The 16,136-nt window shown below is 65.6% G+C and carries 21 protein-coding genes and 1 riboswitch; of the genes, 11 read left to right on the forward strand and 10 right to left on the reverse strand.

The features are described 5' to 3' along the window. Nucleotides 1–17: 17 nt before the first annotated feature. The 3 genes from hisS (at nt 18) to DCM80_RS16775 (ending at nt 2,250) form a co-directional block, all read left to right on the forward strand. Nucleotides 18–1,466 carry a histidine--tRNA ligase gene (gene hisS, locus DCM80_RS16765; protein ID WP_373569414.1) on the forward strand — a complete coding sequence of 483 codons (1,449 nt, stop codon included), beginning with the start codon at nt 18–20 and terminating at the stop codon, nt 1,464–1,466. Nucleotides 1,467–1,521: 55 nt separating this feature from the next. Next, entirely contained in the window at nt 1,522–1,770 is a 249-nt protein-coding gene (locus tag DCM80_RS16770) for a 4-oxalocrotonate tautomerase family protein (RefSeq protein ID WP_257176504.1), read from the forward strand. A gap of 87 nt (nt 1,771–1,857) precedes the next feature. Further along, nucleotides 1,858–2,250: a thioesterase family protein gene (locus DCM80_RS16775; RefSeq protein ID WP_257192720.1), complete on the forward strand. Its 393-nt coding sequence runs from the start codon at nt 1,858–1,860 to the stop codon at nt 2,248–2,250. Between the two features lie 110 nt (nt 2,251–2,360). On the opposite strand, the gene proC is transcribed toward DCM80_RS16775, so the two are convergent. Both proC and DCM80_RS16785 read right to left on the reverse strand, forming a co-directional pair. Next, nucleotides 2,361–3,185 (reverse strand): pyrroline-5-carboxylate reductase, encoded by an 825-nt coding sequence (proC, locus tag DCM80_RS16780; RefSeq protein ID WP_257192721.1) that lies wholly within the window; start codon nt 3,183–3,185, stop codon nt 2,361–2,363. A 197-nt stretch (nt 3,186–3,382) separates the two neighbouring features. Then, the gene (locus DCM80_RS16785) at nt 3,383–3,883 is read right to left on the reverse strand and encodes a YbjN domain-containing protein (RefSeq protein WP_257176507.1); all 501 of its coding nucleotides are present in this window, start codon (nt 3,881–3,883) and stop codon (nt 3,383–3,385) included. 461 nt (nt 3,884–4,344) lie between these two features. Then, nucleotides 4,345–4,502, forward strand: a riboswitch (FMN riboswitch). A gap of 77 nt (nt 4,503–4,579) precedes the next feature. On the opposite strand from DCM80_RS16785, the gene DCM80_RS16790 reads away from it, so the two are divergent. Beyond that, entirely contained in the window at nt 4,580–5,140 is a 561-nt protein-coding gene (locus DCM80_RS16790) for a 6,7-dimethyl-8-ribityllumazine synthase (RefSeq protein WP_257176508.1), read from the forward strand. Between the two features lie 119 nt (nt 5,141–5,259). Here the strand turns inward: DCM80_RS16790 and DCM80_RS16795 are convergent, their stop codons facing one another. From DCM80_RS16795 to lgt, 5 genes are all read right to left on the reverse strand, one after another. Next, nucleotides 5,260–6,213, reverse strand: coding sequence for a ribose-phosphate pyrophosphokinase (locus DCM80_RS16795; protein ID WP_257176509.1), 954 nt, complete (start codon nt 6,211–6,213; stop codon nt 5,260–5,262). 192 nt (nt 6,214–6,405) lie between these two features. Beyond that, nucleotides 6,406–7,032 carry a hypothetical protein gene (locus tag DCM80_RS16800; RefSeq protein WP_257192723.1) on the reverse strand — a complete coding sequence of 209 codons (627 nt, stop codon included), beginning with the start codon at nt 7,030–7,032 and terminating at the stop codon, nt 6,406–6,408. Between the two features lie 113 nt (nt 7,033–7,145). Beyond that, nucleotides 7,146–7,913, reverse strand: coding sequence for a peptidoglycan editing factor PgeF (gene pgeF, locus DCM80_RS16805; protein ID WP_257192725.1), 768 nt, complete (start codon nt 7,911–7,913; stop codon nt 7,146–7,148). After that, a complete protein-coding gene (locus tag DCM80_RS16810) occupies nt 7,913–9,028 on the reverse strand; it encodes a class I SAM-dependent methyltransferase (protein WP_257192726.1) in 1,116 nt (371 codons plus the stop codon). Before DCM80_RS16810 ends, pgeF begins: the two co-directional genes overlap by 1 nt. 21 nt (nt 9,029–9,049) lie before the next feature. Further along, complete coding sequence (gene lgt, locus DCM80_RS16815) at nt 9,050–9,895, reverse strand: prolipoprotein diacylglyceryl transferase (protein WP_257192729.1); 846 nt, start codon at nt 9,893–9,895, stop codon at nt 9,050–9,052. 198 nt (nt 9,896–10,093) lie between these two features. On the opposite strand from lgt, the gene DCM80_RS16820 reads away from it, so the two are divergent. The 4 genes from DCM80_RS16820 (at nt 10,094) to ychF (ending at nt 13,231) form a co-directional block, all read left to right on the forward strand. Then, on the forward strand, nt 10,094–10,345 hold the full coding sequence (locus DCM80_RS16820; RefSeq protein ID WP_007596812.1) for an accessory factor UbiK family protein: 252 nt from the start codon (nt 10,094–10,096) through the stop codon (nt 10,343–10,345). 256 nt (nt 10,346–10,601) lie between these two features. Beyond that, nucleotides 10,602–11,318, forward strand: a complete 717-nt coding sequence (locus DCM80_RS16825) for a 50S ribosomal protein L25/general stress protein Ctc (protein WP_257176514.1) — start codon at nt 10,602–10,604, stop codon at nt 11,316–11,318. A 61-nt stretch (nt 11,319–11,379) separates the two neighbouring features. After that, nucleotides 11,380–11,985, forward strand: a complete 606-nt coding sequence (gene pth / locus DCM80_RS16830) for an aminoacyl-tRNA hydrolase (protein ID WP_257192730.1) — start codon at nt 11,380–11,382, stop codon at nt 11,983–11,985. A gap of 148 nt (nt 11,986–12,133) precedes the next feature. After that, nucleotides 12,134–13,231 (forward strand): redox-regulated ATPase YchF, encoded by a 1,098-nt coding sequence (gene ychF, locus DCM80_RS16835; protein ID WP_257192731.1) that lies wholly within the window; start codon nt 12,134–12,136, stop codon nt 13,229–13,231. Nucleotides 13,232–13,355: 124 nt separating this feature from the next. On the opposite strand, the gene DCM80_RS16840 is transcribed toward ychF, so the two are convergent. Then, the gene (locus tag DCM80_RS16840; RefSeq protein WP_126259079.1) at nt 13,356–13,652 is read right to left on the reverse strand and encodes a DUF4282 domain-containing protein; all 297 of its coding nucleotides are present in this window, start codon (nt 13,650–13,652) and stop codon (nt 13,356–13,358) included. Between the two features lie 166 nt (nt 13,653–13,818). Here DCM80_RS16840 and DCM80_RS16845 point away from each other — a divergent pair, with 166 nt between their 5' ends. From DCM80_RS16845 to DCM80_RS16855, 3 genes are all read left to right on the forward strand, one after another. Next, on the forward strand, nt 13,819–14,271 hold the full coding sequence (locus DCM80_RS16845) for a MaoC family dehydratase (protein ID WP_257192733.1): 453 nt from the start codon (nt 13,819–13,821) through the stop codon (nt 14,269–14,271). Beyond that, nucleotides 14,271–14,750 (forward strand): MaoC family dehydratase, encoded by a 480-nt coding sequence (locus DCM80_RS16850; RefSeq protein ID WP_257192735.1) that lies wholly within the window; start codon nt 14,271–14,273, stop codon nt 14,748–14,750. The genes DCM80_RS16845 and DCM80_RS16850 overlap by 1 nt, the downstream gene beginning before the upstream one ends. 198 nt (nt 14,751–14,948) lie before the next feature. Beyond that, nucleotides 14,949–15,095 carry a hypothetical protein gene (locus DCM80_RS16855; protein WP_028134406.1) on the forward strand — a complete coding sequence of 49 codons (147 nt, stop codon included), beginning with the start codon at nt 14,949–14,951 and terminating at the stop codon, nt 15,093–15,095. A 39-nt stretch (nt 15,096–15,134) separates the two neighbouring features. Here the strand turns inward: DCM80_RS16855 and DCM80_RS16860 are convergent, their stop codons facing one another. Together DCM80_RS16860 and DCM80_RS16865 are read right to left on the reverse strand one after the other, a co-directional pair. After that, nucleotides 15,135–15,272: a hypothetical protein gene (locus DCM80_RS16860; RefSeq protein WP_007614812.1), complete on the reverse strand. Its 138-nt coding sequence runs from the start codon at nt 15,270–15,272 to the stop codon at nt 15,135–15,137. 286 nt (nt 15,273–15,558) lie between these two features. After that, nucleotides 15,559–15,981 (reverse strand): hypothetical protein, encoded by a 423-nt coding sequence (locus DCM80_RS16865; protein ID WP_097657569.1) that lies wholly within the window; start codon nt 15,979–15,981, stop codon nt 15,559–15,561. Between the last annotated feature and the right edge of the window lie 155 nt (nt 15,982–16,136).

Genomic DNA, 16,136 nt, shown 5'->3' on the forward strand with positions numbered 1-16,136 from the left:
TCCGGGCGACGCGCGAGATGGTCGAGACAATCCGTGCCGTCTACGAGCTCTACGGTTTCGAGCCGGTGGAGACGCCGGCGATGGAATATACCGACGCGCTCGGCAAGTTCCTGCCCGATCTGGACCGTCCGAACGAGGGCGTGTTCTCGTTCCAGGACGACGACGAGCAGTGGATCAGCCTGCGCTACGATTTGACGGCGCCACTCGCCCGCTATGTCGGCGAGCGCTACGGCACCGACGCGCTGGTCCTTCCCTATCGCAGCTACCGCGTCGGCTATGTCTTCCGCAACGAGAAGCCGGGCCCCGGCCGCTTCCGCCAGTTCATGCAGTTCGATGCCGACACGGTCGGCTCGGCGACACCGGCGGCGGACGCCGAGATCTGCATGATGGCGGCGGACACGATGGAGGCGCTCGGCATCGCGCGCGGCCAGTATGTCGTGAAGGTGAACAACCGAAAAGTGCTCGACGGCGTGCTGGAAATCATTGGGCTCGGCGGAGACGAGAATTCCGGCCGACGCCTCACCGTTCTAAGAGCTATTGATAAAGCCGACAAGTTCGAGTGGGCTGAGATAGAAAAGCTGCTTGGTCCTGGAAGAAAAGATCCGAGCGGTGACTTTACCAAAGGCGCTGGGTTGGACTCTGACCAGATCGAGGCCATTCGTCAGAGCTTACAATTCCGATTCAAGTTCGAACAACTTCCTGACGGCGCATGGCACAACCAGTTAGTCGGCGAACTGCCCCAGCGCTACTCTGCCATGGAAGGCAAAGGCCTTCTTGGAACTGGACTCGATGAGTTAGGCGAGATTGCAAAGCTCGTTATCGCAGCAGGCTATGGCGCAGACCGCATCAAGATCGACCCCTCCGTCGTGCGCGGTCTCGAATATTACACCGGCCCTGTCTATGAGGTCGAACTCCTGCTCGACACCAAGGACGAGAAGGGCCGTCCCGTGCGGTTCGGCTCGGTTGGCGGCGGCGGGCGCTATGACGGCCTCGTCTCGCGCTTCCGCGGCGAGCCGGTGCCGGCGACCGGCTTCTCGATCGGCGTGTCGCGCCTGCAGGCCGCGCTGACGCTGCTCGGCAAGCTCGACACCAAGCAGGACTTCGGTCCCGTCGTCGTTACCGTGTTCGACCGCGACCGCGTCGCCGACTATCAAAAGATGGTGGCGTCCTTGCGCACCGCCGGCATCCGGGCGGAGCTGTATCTCGGCAACCCCAAGAACATGGGCAACCAGCTCAAATATGCCGATCGCCGCAACTCGCCCTGTGTGATCATCCAGGGCTCCGACGAGAAGGCGCGCGGCGAGTTGCAGATCAAGGACCTGATCGAAGGCGCCAAGGCGGCCGCCGCGATCGCCTCCAACCAGGAATGGCGTGAGAGCCGCCCGGCGCAGTTCTCGTGCAGCGAAGCCGATCTCGTTGCGAAAGTGCGCGAGGTCCTGGCCCGCCATGACGTAAAGTGGGGATAGCCATTCCGGCTGGCCGCCACGCCCGGGCTTGTCCCGGGCATCCACGTCTTGTTTGATGGCGACCGTCAATGGCCGGCGTCCGGCCGCAAGGGAGAGAACAATGCCTGAGATCACCATCAGCATGGCCGAAGGCCGCACCGACGAGCAGAAGGCCGGCATGATGCGCGACATCACGCAGGCGCTGGTGAAGAATCTCGGCGTCGATGCCGATGCCGTCGTCATCCAGATCAACGAAGCCCCGCTCCGCCACAAGATGAAGGGTGGCAAGACCTTCGTGGAACGCGCGGCGGCGGCGAAGAAGTAGCCGCTTCTCAAGCGTCAATCACCACTGTCGTCCCGGATCGGCGCGCGCATAAGGCGCTCTTGTCCGGGACGACATCGAGCAAGACCCATGGACGCACGCGATTTCATCACGATCGGCATGAGCGCCGAGCGCACGCTGGTGGTGCCGGCCGAGCGCACGGTCGGGCATTTCGTGCCCGGCATGCCCTTTGCTTATGCGACGCCGATGATGATCCTGGAGATGGAGATGACCTCGGGCGATGCGATCCGCTCAGCGTTGCAGCCGGGCTGGGTCACTGTCGGCACCGAGGTCGACATCCGCCATCTCGCGGCCGCCCTCGTCGGCGCGACGGTGCGAACCACCGCGAAGGTGGTCGCCGTCGAGCGCCGCGTCATCCGCTTCGAGGTCGAGGCCTACGAGGGCACGCGCAAGCTCGGCGAAGGCCGCCACGCCCGCGGGCTCGTCAATGTCGAGACGTTCAACAAGCGGCTGGGCAAGTAGGGTGATCTCGTAGGGTGGGCAAAGGCGCCTTCGCCGTGCCCACCATCTGCAATTGTTGAGAGACGGTGGGCACGTCGCTTACGCTCCTTTGCCCACCCTACAGCACCGTCCTACTTCGCCAATTCCTTCGACCGCTTGGTCGCCGCAGCAATCGCGCGGATCATGAGATCGCGCAGGCCCGGCTCTGCCATCAGCACGCCGAGCGCCGCAGCCGTAGTGCCGCCGGGCGAGGTGACGTTCTGGCGCAGTGTTCCGGCGGGCAGCTCCGACTGGTGCAGCAGCTCGCCGGAGCCGGAGACGGTTTGGCGCGCGAGCCTCATTGCGAGCGCCTCGGGCAATCCGGCTTCGACGCCGGCGCGTGCCAGCTCCTCGGCGAGCAGGAACACATAGGCTGGCCCTGAGCCGGACACGGCCGTCACCGCGTCCATGAGGCCCTCGTCCTCGACCCATTCGACCGCGCCGGTGGCGCGCAGCAGCGCGTCGGCCAGTGCGCGCTGCGCGGTGCTGACGTCGTTGGCCGCGACGGCGACGGTGATGCCGCGGCCGATCGCGGCCGGCGTGTTCGGCATGGCGCGCACCACGGCGCCGCCACAGACCTCCTGGAGCGAGGCGATCGTGGTTCCCGCCATGATCGAGACCACCGAGGTCTTGTCCGAGACGAATGCTTTCAACCTGGTGCCGGCCTCGCGGAACATCTGCGGCTTCACCGCGACGACCAGCGTCTCGACGGGGCCTGCCGTCGTCGCATCGGGATTGAGCGCGACGCCCCTGGCGGCGAGCGCGGTGATCTCGGGCGACAGATGCGGATCGATCACGGCGACGCGGCGCGGGTCGAGCCCGCCCGAGAGCCATCCGGTCAGCATCGCGCCGCCCATCTTGCCGGCGCCAGCAAGCAGGATGGTGCCGGTGATGTTTTGGAGAGGATTGTTTGCCATCGCGGTTGCCACACACTCAGTGTCGTCCCCGCGAAAGCGGGGACCCCCGCGCGAGCGCTTGCTCGTCGCGTTACCACAGGCGATTCTAGTGGATCGAGGTGTTGGCAACAAGCCGCGTGCCACAAGGGGCATCACGCGGTATGGATCCCGGATCGGCGCGCGCTTGTCCGGGACGACAGCGGAGGGCGAGGAGCGCCCTACGCCTCTCCGACCGTGTCGAACATCGCGGCGTCCATGGCCTCGGTGGTGGTCTTGCCCGCCCACACCACGAACTGGAACGCCGGGAAATAGCGCTCGCAGGCATGGATGGCGCCGGCAAGCATGGCCTCGCATTGCGCGGTCGAGGCGGTGAGGCCGCCCGGCAGCACCAGGGCCTGGCGGTGCATCACCATGCCGGTGTTGGTCCACAGATCGAAATGACCGACCCACAGCTGCTCGTTGACGGCGGCGACGAGCCGCTGCACCTCGCCGCGGCGCGCGTGCGGAATCTTCATGTCGAAGGCGCAGGCCAGATGCAGCGCCTCGATCTCGCCCATCCAGGTGAAGGAGAGCTGGTAGTCGGTCCATTGTCCCTTCGAGACAATCGTGAGTTCGTCTTCGCCGGAGCGTTCGAACGGCCAGTTGTTGCTGGCAGCGATATCCTCGACCACCGCGAGCGGATGGCTTCTGGAATCGATAGTGCCTTCGAGCAGGGACATGCCGTCTCGACCTCTTGCCTTCTTGTTGTCCTTGATACGCACGCGGTCGGCCCGGCACGCTCTCCCTCAACGTCGCTGCTGCGATCCCTCAGGGTCGCTCATGCGATCCCCAGGTCGCTGTTGCGATCCCCTCGGATCAGCGCGGGCCTGTCGCGGATCAAGTGATGTGATTTGCGGAATCTGCGCAACGGGGTCCGGAGTCCGTCCACAAGCCAGGACTCGTTCGTCCACAGCTCATCTCCGCCACAATTCTTAACGTCGAAAGCCTCGGATCCCGATCGAGGAGAACAAACCGGAATCGGATTCGGGGGCGCCAATCGTCAATTCCGTCCCGCGAGGGCCGGACCGCCAACAGGACCCCTACGCCGGCATGGGACCATGCGATTTGCCCATGCGGAACGCGCTTGCCGCGCCGGCGGGCCGGCGGCATATTTCCGCCCAGGCCGTTCATCCCGAGCGGCCGATGTTCTCAGGGCGGGGTGAAAGTCCCCACCGGCGGTAAGGGCCGAAAGGCCCAAGCCCGCGAGCGCCTTCCCCAAGGGGATCCCGAAGGGAAGGGTCAGCAGATTCGGTGCAACTCCGAAGCCGACGGTCAAAGTCCGGATGAAAGAGAACGGTCGGTAGCAGACGCATCGCAAGGTGCGGCTGCTTGTCGTTCCGTGTGCCCTGATTCTGGTCCTTAAACCGAGGAAAGCCATGAATCAGATGTTGCAAGACCCCCAAGTCCAAAACTCAGACGTCCAACCGCCGCCGGTTCCGCAAGGACCCGCGACCGGGCATCCACGCTTTGCCAAACCGCAGCGGGTTGCTTTCGTACAGGCCTGCTGGCATCGCGACGTGGTCGAGGAGGCCCGCATCGCCTTCCTGAAGGAGGCGGAGGCAAGGCACCTCACCCATGTCGACGTGTTCGAGGTGCCGGGCTCGTTCGAGATCCCGCTGCACGCGCAGGTCCTCGCCAAGACGCGTCGCTACACCGCGATCGTCGCGGCCGGCCTCGTCGTCGATGGCGGCATCTATCGCCACGAATTCGTCGCCGACACCGTGATCAAGGCCTTGATGGACGTGCAGCTGCGCACCGAGGTGCCGGTGTTCTCGGCGGTGCTGACGCCGCAGCAATTCCACGAGACCGAGGTGCACTACGATTTCTTCCGCAAGCATTTCGCCATCAAGGGCGTGGAAGTCGCGGCAGCCTGTGCCGAGACCTTGCTCGGCCTGGAGCGCCTGCGCGGTCAGGTCGCCGCGGGGATCGTGGGGTAGGCAGGCTGCCGTAGGGTGGGCAAAGCGCAAGCGTGCCCACCTTCTCTCGCAAATGAAAAAAGGTGGGCACGGCGCTTTGCGCCTTTGCCCACCCTACGAGACCTCTCGGATCGAAAAAATCAGTCGAACAGGCTCGACACCGATTCTTCCGCGGCCGTGCGCGCGATCGCGTCCGAGATCAGGCTGCCGATCGGCAGCGTGCGGATGTTCGGCGCCTTGGTCACCGCCTCCGTCGGCAGGATCGAGTCGGTGATCACCAGCTCCTTCAGCTTGGAGCCGGAGATGCGGGCGGCCGCGCCGCCGGAGAGCACGCCGTGCGTGATGTAGGCGTAGACGTCCTTGGCGCCCTTGGCGAGCAGTGCGTCGGCCGCATTCACCAGCGTGCCGCCGGAATCGACGATGTCGTCGACGAGGATACAGGTGTAGCCGGCGACATCGCCGATCACGTTCATGACCTCGGATTCGCCCGGGCGCTCACGGCGCTTGTCGACGATCGCAAGCGGGGTGTTGATGCGCTTGGCGAGGCCGCGCGCGCGGGCCACGCCGCCGACGTCGGGCGAGATCACCATCACCTTGGAGAGGTCGAACTTGTCCTTGATGTCGCGCACCATCAGCGGCGCCGCATAGAGATTGTCGGTCGGAATGTCGAAGAAGCCCTGGATCTGGCCGGCATGCAGGTCGAGCGTCATGACGCGGTCGACGCCGGCCTGCGTGATCAGATTGGCGACGAGCTTGGCCGAGATCGGCGTGCGCGAGCCCGATTTGCGGTCCTGCCGGGCATAGCCGAAATAGGGCAGCACCGCGGTGATGCGGCGCGCCGAGGAGCGGCGCAGCGCGTCGGTGATGATCAGGAGCTCCATCAGATGGTCGTTCGCGGGAAACGAGGTCGACTGGATGACGAAGGCATCCGAGCCGCGGACGTTCTCCTGGATCTCGACGAAGATCTCCATGTCGGCGAAGCGCCGGACCACCGCCTTGGTCAGCGGCAGGTCGAGGCCTTGCGCGATCGCCTGCGCGAGGGCCGGATTGGAGTTGCCGGCGACGAGCTTGATGGAGCCGTTTTTGGCCGACATAGACGCTTCCTCCCGCGCTTTGCTGGATACGACGTTCAACATCTCAGATCCCACTGGAAGCACGGTTATGACGGGCGAGGAAATATCAGGCGGGAGGCTGCAATGGCAACCCGGAAGGCTACGTTTTCCCTTCGAAAATCCTGAGTCGGGCCAACGGTTTGGCCGCAACTTGAGGCCGTGGTTTAGCGGGGGTTATCGCTCGGCATAGCCGAGCGCGGAGGACGGCATGTCCGACGTCGGCGCCTCGGGAATCACGCTCGCCACCGCCGGTCCCCGCAAGCCGGGCGCTGCGCCAGGCGTGTCCGGCGAGCCGTTGATCATGTTGGAAAGTCCGCTGAATCCGGCCTGGGCGATCTTCCGCAGCACCAGATCGTCGGCGGCCGCCCAAGCATCACGTGTCGCGTCGCGGCCGGCCTTGACCGAGGTCGGTTCCTCGCCGGACAGGCGCAGCGCGCGCTGCTGATTGGCGTCGTAGACGTCCCAGACCCAGGCGATCACGGTCTTGCCGCGGACGATCTGGGCGGAGAGGTAGCTGCGCACGCGGTAGGCGGCCGAGCCCTCGCGGGAGACCACGGACAGGCTGCGCAGCTTGGATTCGCTGTCGAGCACGCCGACCATGCGGTCGAACACTTGCGGCGGCGGCCCGTCGATCGATTCGAACGCCACCGTCGCGCCCGAGCCGGTGCTCGGCGCCATCGCATAGGAATTGGCGGCGCCGCCACCGCCGGCACAGCCGCCAAGCGCGGTCGCCGCCGCCAGCAGCATGACCGCCAGCACGCGCGAACCCGCACGGCCCAGGATGAATGACGCGTCCCTCATTATGGAGGGCAGCGATATCGTTAAAATCGATTAAGGTCTAGGGCGGCGGTGGCACAGGCCAGTGTCATCGCCCCGGACCCTCGCCCCGGAATGACACGGAGTTGCCTGTGTGTTCACGCTTCGAGCGCGATGGCGTGGACGTGGCGGCCGTAATCCGGCTCCTTGCGATGCACCGAGCGGCGATAGCTGAAGAAGCGCTCGTCGGCATAGGTGTCGAGGCCGAGATCGTCGATCATCAGGATGCCGGCGGCCTCGAGCCGCTGGCGGATGAAGCCGGCGAGATCGAACATCGCGTGTCCCTCGCGCACCGAGGGGATGAAGAACATGGCGTTGTCCGCATCCGCCTCGATGAAGCGCGCCACGAACTCGTTGCCGACCTCGTAGCTCTCCTGCCGGATCAGCGGCCCGATCGCGGCGATGATGCCGCCGCGGGTGGCGCCGAGATCCTCCATCGCCGAGATCGTCGCCTCCAGCACGCCGGTGAGCGCGCCTTTCCAGCCGGCATGTGCGCCGCCGATCACGCGTGCATGGGGATCGACGAACAGCACCGGTCCGCAATCGGCTGTGGAGACGCCGAGCGCGATGCCGGGCGTTTTCGTCACCAGCGCATCACCCTTCGGCCGCGGCCCGCTCGGCCATGGTGTCTCGGCAACCAGCACGTCGGGCGAGTGGACCTGGTGCAGGCTGAGGAAGCGGTCCGCGCCGACACCAACATGTTCGGCCATGCGGCGGCGGTTCTCCGCAACGAGGCCCTGATCGTCGTTGGAGCCGAGCCCGCCGTTCAGCGCGGCATAGATGCCGCCGGAGACGCCGCCTTCACGCGTGAAGAAGGCATGGCGCAGGCCGGGCACCGCTGCCAGCAGCGAGGAGGTGAGCGTCATCAATTGCCTCCGGCCTGTTCGAAATCGCTGAGGCCGGCAATGCCCGTCAGCCGCGGCTCGGAGATGCCGAGCACCTTGAACATCGAGCCCATGCCGCTGCGCCCGGTGTCGGTCAGGCGCTTGAGCGCGATCGAAATGTCGGTGGCGACTTCCGGCGTGGCCTTCTGCATCAAAGCGGCGGCCCTGGTATCGATGCCGATGCGCTTGAGGAAGTCGCCTTGCGTCACCGGCCCGTGCACGCGCGCGCCGACGTCCTCGGCCGCGCGCGCCAGCGCCTGGAAGTCGACATGGGCAGTGACGTCGGCCTGGCCGGGCGCCTTGAGGGGATCGACGAAGGTGTGGCGGGCAATCGCCTGGAAGGTGTCGCCGGCGTCGCTGCGCAGATGGCCGTAGTCGATGATCAGCGCCGCGCCGTCCTGGTCGCGCACGCGGGTGGCGAGCTTCATGATCTCGCCGTCGGGCCGCCATTCGAACACGGCGCCGACGGGTGCGGCGCGCACCAGGGGCGGCAGCAGCACGTCGAAGCGCGGGGTCGGCTCCGGCGCTGCGCCGAACTGAAGTTTGCCGTTGCCGTCGATCTCGATCACGCGCTCGTGCCAGCCGTTCTCGAGGCGGACCATCTGGTGAATCGGCAGCACGTCGAAATATTCGTTGGCGAGGATGATGCTCGGGCCATCCGGCACGTCGTCGATGCCGTCGTGCCAGGAGATGTTGCGCACGGCGGACAGCGTCGCACCCTGCCGCTCGCGCAGGACCGGATTGACCTCGACCATGTGGATATGGAGCGCCTGGTACAGCGGCGGCAGCACGCGAAGCGCGCGCAGCGCATCCGCCATCATGGTGCCGCGGCCGGGGCCGAGCTCGATCAGCCGCAGGAATTGCGGCGAGCCCATCTGCTTCCACACCGAGGCGGTCCACAGGCCCAGCAACTCGCCGAACATCTGGCTGACCTCGGGCGCGGTGGTGAAGTCGCCCTCACGGCCGAGCGGATCGCGCGAGACGTAATAGCCATGGCGCGGATGCATCAGGCACAGTTCCATGTAGCGCCAGACCGGCATCGGGCCCGACGCCTTGATCAGCGCCTTGATCTCGTCGAGTAGCGGCTGGTCGGTCACGGCGTACTTTCTCGAAATGAATTAACGAATGGCCTGGGCTGGCTGCGGCGCACCGCGCCTGACTGCCAATACAATAAGGATGAGGCCGACGATAAGCATCGGGATCGACAGCAGCATGCCCATGGTTAACCCGCCCCAGAGGAAACCAAGCTGTGCGTCCGGCTCGCGGAAATGCTCGCCGGCGATGCGGGCCAGGCCGTAGATCAGGATGAAGGCGCCGAGGATCATGCCGGGCCGCTTCAGCGCGCCGAAGCGGATCATGACCGCGAGCACGGTGAACAGCAGGATGCCTTCCATGCCGGCCTGGTAGAGCTGGCTCGGATGGCGCGGCAATTGCGTCGGATCGTTGGGGAAGATCATGGCCCAGGGCAGGCTCGCATCGGTGACGCGGCCCCACAATTCGCCGTTGATGAAATTGGCGATCCGCCCGAGCAGCAGCCCGACCGGGGCGACCGCGGTGGTGATGTCGCCGAGCGACAGGATCGGGATCTTGTTGCGATGGGCAAACCACATCACCGCGACGACGCAGCCGAGGAAGCCGCCATGGAAGGACATGCCGCCCTCCCATAGCCTGAAGATCGCGGCGGGATGATCGATGAAGAAGGGCAGGTTGTAGAACAGCACGTAGCCGGTGCGGCCGCCGAGGATGATGCCGAGCGTCACCCAGAGGATGAAGTCGTCGATCTGGAGCAGCGAGATCGGCGCGGGTCCGCCCCACAGCCGCTTGTTCTTCAGCAGCGAGCGCGCATAGAGCCAGCCGAACACGATGCCGCAGATATAGGCCAGCGCATACCATCGGATCGCGAACGGGCCGATCTCGAGCGCGATCGGCTTGAAGGCGGGGAAGTCGATCAGAAGAAGCTGCATCGCGCCTTCTATGTCCAAGCGAAATCGCGGCGGTCGGCGCCTTCAGGCGCCCTGTGATTCTTCTTATGCAGGGACGTCGAGTACGATTGCAAGGATACCGGGGCATGACAAGGTTAGCACCCCGCGGCTCTTGAACCGCTCCGTTCGGATTGCCATTGTGTTTCGGAGAGTTCGCGCAAAGTTTATCGGAGGCCCGCCATGACCCAGACCAACAACCGGTTTTTCGACGAGATCGGCCGCCTGATGAACGACGCCGCCGGGGCCGCCCAGGGCGTCAAGCGCGAGTTCGACACGGTGATGCGGACCCAGGCGGAGAAATTCCTGCGCGACATGGATCTGGTCAAGCGCGAGGAGTTCGAGGCGGTCAAGGACATGGCGCGCCTGGCGCGCGAGGAGAACGAGGCGCTGAAGGCGCGCATCGCGGCGCTGGAGGCCAAGCTCGGCGGGTGACGACGGTCCCGTAGCCCGGATGGAGCGGTAGCGAAATCCGGGAGGGTCGTCCCGCAAGGTGAGAGCCCCGGATTGCGCTGCGCTCCATCCGGGCTACTCCGTGCGGGCCGGCAGCCCATTCTCCTTGTCATTTCCGCAGCTTCCGGGTAAAAGCCCGCCACGTTCGTGGCCCCCGCACCCCTGGAGGCTTGCTGCGAGCTATGCCATGGGCCGCGCTGCGGCCCATTAACTTTTGCAAAAACAAGGACTTAACGACATGGCGACGACCGTCAAGGAATTGAAGGCGACCGCACGTCCGAAGAGCGGCAAGGGGGCCGCCCGGGCTGAGCGTCGCGCCGGGCGCGTGCCCGGAGTGATCTATGGCAACAACCAGCCCCCGGTGACGATCTCGATCGAAGATCGCGAACTGCGCCAGCGCATCCTCGCCGGCCGGTTCCTGACCACGCTGGTGGACATCGATCTCGAGGGCAAGAAGCACCGCGTGATTCCGCGCGATTATCACCTCGATCCGGTCAAGGACTTCCCGATCCATGTCGACTTCATGCGGCTCGGCGAAGGCGCCACCATCCGCATCAGCGTGCCCTTGCACGTCGTGAAGGCGGAAAGCTCCCCGGGCGTGAAGCGCGGCGGCACCGTCAACATCGTCGCCCACGCGATCGAGCTCGAATGCGGCGTCGAGAGCATTCCGCAGTACATCGAGGCCGACGTCGGCGCGCTCGAAATCGGTCACTCGCTGCATCTGTCCGACGTCAAGCTGCCGGCCGGCGTGAAGGCGCTGACCCGCGAGGACGCGACCCTCGTCACCATCGTGCCGCCGTCCGGCTACGCCGAAGAGCAGAAGGCCGCGGCTGCGGCTGCGGCTCCGGGCGCTGCTGCGGCGGCTCCGGCCGCTGGCGCTGCGGCTCCGGCTGCGGGCGCTGCTGCACCGGCCGCTGCTGCCAAGGCTCCCGCCGGCGGCGACAAGAAGAAGTAATCTCTCAGATGAGCTGGCGCGCGGTCCCTGATCGCGCGCTGGCTGAGGGGCGCGCCGCGTCATGCGACTCTTTGTTGGGCTCGGCAATCCCGGCGCGAAGTACGCACGCAACCGGCACAATATCGGCTTCATGGCCGTCGACGAGATCGCGCGGCGTCATGGCTTTGCGCCCTGGCGCCGCAGGTTTCAGGGCGAGACCTCGGAAGGCACGCTCGGACCTGAGCGCGTGATCTTGCTCAAGCCGACGACCTACATGAACGAGTCCGGCCGCAGCGTTCAGGAGGCGGCGAGCTTCTTCAAGATCGCGCCCGGCGACGTCACGGTGTTCCATGACGAGCTCGAGCTGCCGCCGGGCAAGGTGCGGGTGAAGATCGGCGGCGGCATCGCCGGCCACAACGGCCTGCGGTCGATCTCGGCGCATATCGGCAACGACTATCGCCGCGTGCGCCTCGGCATCGGTCATCCCGGCGTCAAGGAACTGGTGCACGGCCACGTGCTGTCGGACTTTGCCAAGGCCGACAACGAGTGGGTGGCGACGCTGTGCGAGGCGGTGGCCGAGCACGCAGGCCTGGTTGCCAAGGGCACGGACGCGACCTTCGCCAACAGGGTGCATCTGGCCATGCAGGCCAAGGGGTTTTTGACCAAGGACGACAACGGCAAGGAATAAGGTCGCCGTTTTCTCCGTCATGCCCGGAAAGAAGCGCGAAGCGCGTCTTCGCGCTAGATGTTCCGGGCATCCACGTTCTTATTCCGCGCGTCAAGGCGTGGATGGCCGGGACGAAGCCCGGCCATGACGAATACGGATAGAGGATACCATGGGATTCAAATGCGGGATCGTCGGATTGCCCAATGTCGGCAAGTCGACCTTGTTCAACGCGCTGACCGAGACGGCCGCGGCGCAGGCCGCGAACTATCCGTTCTGCACCATCGAGCCGAATGTCGGCGAGGTCGCCGTGCCGGATCCGCGGCTGGAGAAGCTCGCCGCCATCGCCAAGTCCGGCCAGATCATCCCGACCCGGCTGACCTTCGTCGACATCGCGGGCCTGGTGCGCGGCGCCTCCAAGGGCGAGGGCCTCGGCAACCAGTTCCTCGCCAACATCCGCGAGGTCGACGCCATCGCGCATGTGGTGCGCTGCTTCGAGGATTCCGACGTCACCCATGTCGAGGGCAAGATCGCCCCGCTCGCCGACATCGAGACCATCGAGACCGAGCTGATGCTCGCCGACCTCGACAGCCTCGAGAAGCGCGTCGACAACCTCACCAAGAAGGCCAAGGGCAACGACAAGGACGCCAAGGAGCAGCTCGACCTGGTCAACCGCACCCTGGTGCTGCTGCGCGAGGGCAAGCCCGCGCGCCTCGTCGAGCGCAAGGCGGAGGAGGAGCGCGCCTTCGCCATGCTCGGCCTGCTGTCCTCCAAGCCGGTGCTCTATGTCTGCAACGTCGAGGAAGGCTCGGCCGCCACCGGCAACGCCTTCTCCAAGGCGGTCGAAGAGCAGGCGGCCAAGGAAGGCGCGGTCGCCGTCGTCATCTCCGCCAAGATCGAATCCGAGATCGCCACCATCTCGCGCGAGGAGCGCGCCGAGTTCCTGGAGACGCTCGGCCTGGACGAGGCCGGTCTCGATCGCCTGATCCGCGCCGGCTACAGGCTGCTCGACCTCATCACCTATTTCACCGTCGGCCCGAAGGAGGCGCGCGCCTGGACCATCCATCGCGGCACCAAGGCCCCGGCGGCGGCCGGTGTGATTCACACCGACTTCGAGAAAGGCTTCATCCGCGCCGAGACCATCGCGTTTGACGACTACGTTGCGCTCGGCGGCGAGGCTGGCGCGCGCGATGCCGGCAAGCTCCGCCTCGAGGGCAAGGAATACGTCGTCGCCGATGGCGACGTGATGCATTTCAGGTTCAATAATTAAGCTGCGAACATCGGTGCTGTAGGGTGGGCAAAGCGTAGCGTGCCCACGCATTTTTCACGATCGAGAGAGATGGTGGGCACGGCGCAAACGCGCCTTTGCCCACCCTACCGCACCTGCATGATCCTTATCGCATCCCGCCGCCCTGGTCGCGGATCGCGCCGAGATGCTCGTTGATGCGGAAGACGATCAGGATCAGCTCCGCGAGGATGCGCGAGAACACGATTCCGACGACGACGCTGGCGATCGAGGACAGCAGCACCAGGAAGCCGCCGAACGGGCTGATCGCCATCGCGGCGAGCCCGGAGAAGATGCCGGAGAGACCGAACAGGCAGATCAGCGCGATCACCAGCCAATAGAAGGTCTTGATGATCGTCGGCGTGATGAAGCGGTCCCATTGGAAAAGGTCGCTGAATGAAAACATTGTTCTCCCCAGGGCACTGGGCCTTGATAAACCGATCGCGGCCCTCGGTCGATCCGACTCGGATCAACGCCGCCAGGCGGTATGTAGCACGAGCCATGCGGGCCGGCGGGTTGAGATTGCCGCAAAGTGCGGCCACAATCTGTCATTCCTGCAAAGCTTTCCCCAGATGACCCTGACCTTCGAAGATTTCCCGCCCGGCCGGTTCGGCACGTTCGGCCCGCGCCATGTCACCCGCGACGAAATTTTGGCCTTTGCCGCCGAGTTCGATCCGCAGCCGATGCACCTGGACGAGGAGGCTGCCAGCAAAAGCATGCTGCGCGGCCTGTCCGGCTCGGGCTGGCATCTCTGCTCGCTGATGATGCGGATGATGGCCGACGGCTTCATCACCCGCGCCGCATCGCTGGGATCGCCCGGCGTCGACGAAGTGCGTTGGCTCTCGCCGCTGCGGCCCGGCGACGACCTCATGCTCGAGGTCGATGTGCTGGAGGCGCGCACCTCGAAGAGCCGGCCCGAGCTCGGCATCGTCAAGTTCAAATGCACCGTGCACAACGCCAAGGGGGAGGCGCTCGCCGAGATGACGTCGCCGATCCTGATCAAGCGGCGCGAGGGAGCGGTCTGATGCGGTTCTTCGACGACATCGAGATCGGCCAGCGCCGCGAGATCGGCAGCTATACGTTCACGGCCGAGGCCATCAAGACATTCGCCGCCAAGTTCGATCCGCAGCGTTTTCATCTCGACGAGGAGGAGGGCAAGAACTCGCTGTTCGGCGGGCTTGCCGCGTCGGGCTGGCATGTCGGCTCGGCCTGCATGAGCCTGCTCGTCGCCGACGGCCAGCGTCTGGCGCGCGAGGCCGCCTCGCGCGGCGAGGAGGTCGCGGTATGGGGCCCGTCGCCGGGCTTTCGCGACCTGCGCTGGATCAGGCCGGTGCTCGCCGGCGACACCGTCGCTTATGTCAACGTCGTCACCGACAAGCGCATCTCGGCCTCGCGCCCCGGCTGGGGCATCCTGACCGCCCGCACCACCGGCACCAACCAGCGCGGTGAAGACGTCTATTCCATCACCGCTTCAGCCTTCGTGCCCAAGCGGAAGTGCGGTTAGATCTGTTCCAAGATGAACGGTCCAAATGATGCGCGAGTGTTGCCCGCGCGCTATGGACGCGATTCGGGACGGCTGCCATAAGCCTGCGCAACATGGTTACCGCGAAGCGTTTTTGCGGAACCAGTGAGTTGCTAACTAATTATGAACCTGTCGCTGTCTATTTGAAACGAATTGGGCAGACGACAGGGGACGAGGACCATGGCAGATCGCGGCGCACTCAAGTTTGTTGGATTTATCTTCGCGACCGCGACTCTCGCAGTGATGCTGGTCGCCGGCATGGTGGTGAAGGGCTATGCTGATGGCGCCTACACCCTGGAAGCCTCGGTCGCCGAGGCGAGCCGGTAACACTTCGTTCATCTTTCGCGGCCGGCATCCGGCCGCGCCTCAACGGCTATAGACGAACGCCAGGATGGCGATCGCAACCGCCAGCAGCCCGACAAAGCGCAGCATGATCGTGCCGAATTGATTCGGCGCGGGCCGCAACGGTATCGGGTCCGTGGTGTCGGGCCGAATGCTTTCCATCTGAAATGTCCCCCAGCCCGGCCACGGCGGCACGGGCGCTTGGCGTTGGTCGTCGGGCAAGGGCGGAGGGTTCAACGCGCACGTCGTGTCCCGGACGCGCTGCAGCGCTGTTGCGCTGCTGCGCAGAGCCGGGACCCATCTGAGGCCATTCGACTGAGCCATGGGCCCCGGCTCTGCGGCGCGTCACTGCGTGCCGCACCGCGTCCGGGGCACGAAACCTTCGGGAATCAAAACCGCCGCGCTCTCTTTCGAGAACGCGGCGGTTCGGTGATGCTTCGGTGAACGATCAGCTGTTGCGCAGGCCGTCGGCGGCGCGCTTCCACTGCGCGACGTTGTCGGCGATCATGCGGGTCGACTTCATCGCGGCCTGGCTGAGCTGGGCATAGCCGGAGATCTCGCGCTGGACGCGCTGGCCTTCGGCATGGAGCAGGTCGCGCAGGCTCTCGAGCTCGGAGATCAGGTTCTCGATCTCGGCGAGCGAGGTGCCGGCGACGCGCTGGATCAGCGAGTTGACGTTGTTGACGGTGGCCTCCGCGCTCGGGTCGAGCGGCGGCGCGTCGGTGGTGGTCGACGCCGGGCGGCGCAGATAGGCGATATCGTTGCGGACGAAGTCGCGGATGCCGGCCTCGACCTCGGTCACGGCGGCGAGGTTGGTGTCGACCGTCTCGGTCTCGGTGGCTTCGATCTTTTCCGGACGCATGGCGTTCATCGTTGTTCCCCTGTTCGCGTTGAGCGCAGCGCGAGTGTCCCCCGCACGACGACGTCTGTGAGGCTTCCTTATCAGGGCGTCCGATTTTGACCGCAAATGGGCCGAGATGCGGCAAGGGCGGACCATTCGGGGGTTTTGCCGTGGCGTATGGTTAG

This window comes from Bradyrhizobium sp. WBOS08 (assembly GCF_024585125.1).
In the GTDB taxonomy this organism is placed as follows: Bacteria; Pseudomonadota; Alphaproteobacteria; order Rhizobiales; family Xanthobacteraceae; genus Bradyrhizobium; species Bradyrhizobium japonicum_B.

Bases quoted from the DNA above. Each gene is read 5' to 3' on its own strand.
- DCM80_RS16850 (WP_257192735.1), top strand. From the start codon at position 14,271: ATGCGGTTCTTCGACGACATCGAGATCGGCCAGCGCCGCGAGATCGGC.
- DCM80_RS16865 (WP_097657569.1), bottom strand. From the start codon at position 15,981: ATGAACGCCATGCGTCCGGAAAAGATCGAAGCCACCGAGACCGAGACG.
- DCM80_RS16770 (WP_257176504.1), top strand. From the start codon at position 1,522: ATGGCGACCGTCAATGGCCGGCGTCCGGCCGCAAGGGAGAGAACAATG.
- DCM80_RS16795 (WP_257176509.1), bottom strand. From the start codon at position 6,213: ATGTCGGCCAAAAACGGCTCCATCAAGCTCGTCGCCGGCAACTCCAAT.
- proC (WP_257192721.1), bottom strand. From the start codon at position 3,185: ATGGCAAACAATCCTCTCCAAAACATCACCGGCACCATCCTGCTTGCT.
- hisS (WP_373569414.1), top strand. From the start codon at position 18: ATGGTCGAGACAATCCGTGCCGTCTACGAGCTCTACGGTTTCGAGCCG.
- DCM80_RS16790 (WP_257176508.1), top strand. From the start codon at position 4,580: ATGAATCAGATGTTGCAAGACCCCCAAGTCCAAAACTCAGACGTCCAA.
- pgeF (WP_257192725.1), bottom strand. From the start codon at position 7,913: ATGACGCTCACCTCCTCGCTGCTGGCAGCGGTGCCCGGCCTGCGCCAT.
- DCM80_RS16820 (WP_007596812.1), top strand. From the start codon at position 10,094: ATGACCCAGACCAACAACCGGTTTTTCGACGAGATCGGCCGCCTGATG.
- DCM80_RS16840 (WP_126259079.1), bottom strand. From the start codon at position 13,652: ATGTTTTCATTCAGCGACCTTTTCCAATGGGACCGCTTCATCACGCCG.
- pth (WP_257192730.1), top strand. From the start codon at position 11,380: ATGCGACTCTTTGTTGGGCTCGGCAATCCCGGCGCGAAGTACGCACGC.
- DCM80_RS16825 (WP_257176514.1), top strand. From the start codon at position 10,602: ATGGCGACGACCGTCAAGGAATTGAAGGCGACCGCACGTCCGAAGAGC.
- lgt (WP_257192729.1), bottom strand. From the start codon at position 9,895: ATGCAGCTTCTTCTGATCGACTTCCCCGCCTTCAAGCCGATCGCGCTC.
- DCM80_RS16855 (WP_028134406.1), top strand. From the start codon at position 14,949: ATGGCAGATCGCGGCGCACTCAAGTTTGTTGGATTTATCTTCGCGACC.
- DCM80_RS16785 (WP_257176507.1), bottom strand. From the start codon at position 3,883: ATGTCCCTGCTCGAAGGCACTATCGATTCCAGAAGCCATCCGCTCGCG.
- ychF (WP_257192731.1), top strand. From the start codon at position 12,134: ATGGGATTCAAATGCGGGATCGTCGGATTGCCCAATGTCGGCAAGTCG.
- DCM80_RS16800 (WP_257192723.1), bottom strand. From the start codon at position 7,032: ATGAGGGACGCGTCATTCATCCTGGGCCGTGCGGGTTCGCGCGTGCTG.
- DCM80_RS16775 (WP_257192720.1), top strand. From the start codon at position 1,858: ATGGACGCACGCGATTTCATCACGATCGGCATGAGCGCCGAGCGCACG.
- DCM80_RS16860 (WP_007614812.1), bottom strand. From the start codon at position 15,272: ATGGAAAGCATTCGGCCCGACACCACGGACCCGATACCGTTGCGGCCC.
- DCM80_RS16845 (WP_257192733.1), top strand. From the start codon at position 13,819: ATGACCCTGACCTTCGAAGATTTCCCGCCCGGCCGGTTCGGCACGTTC.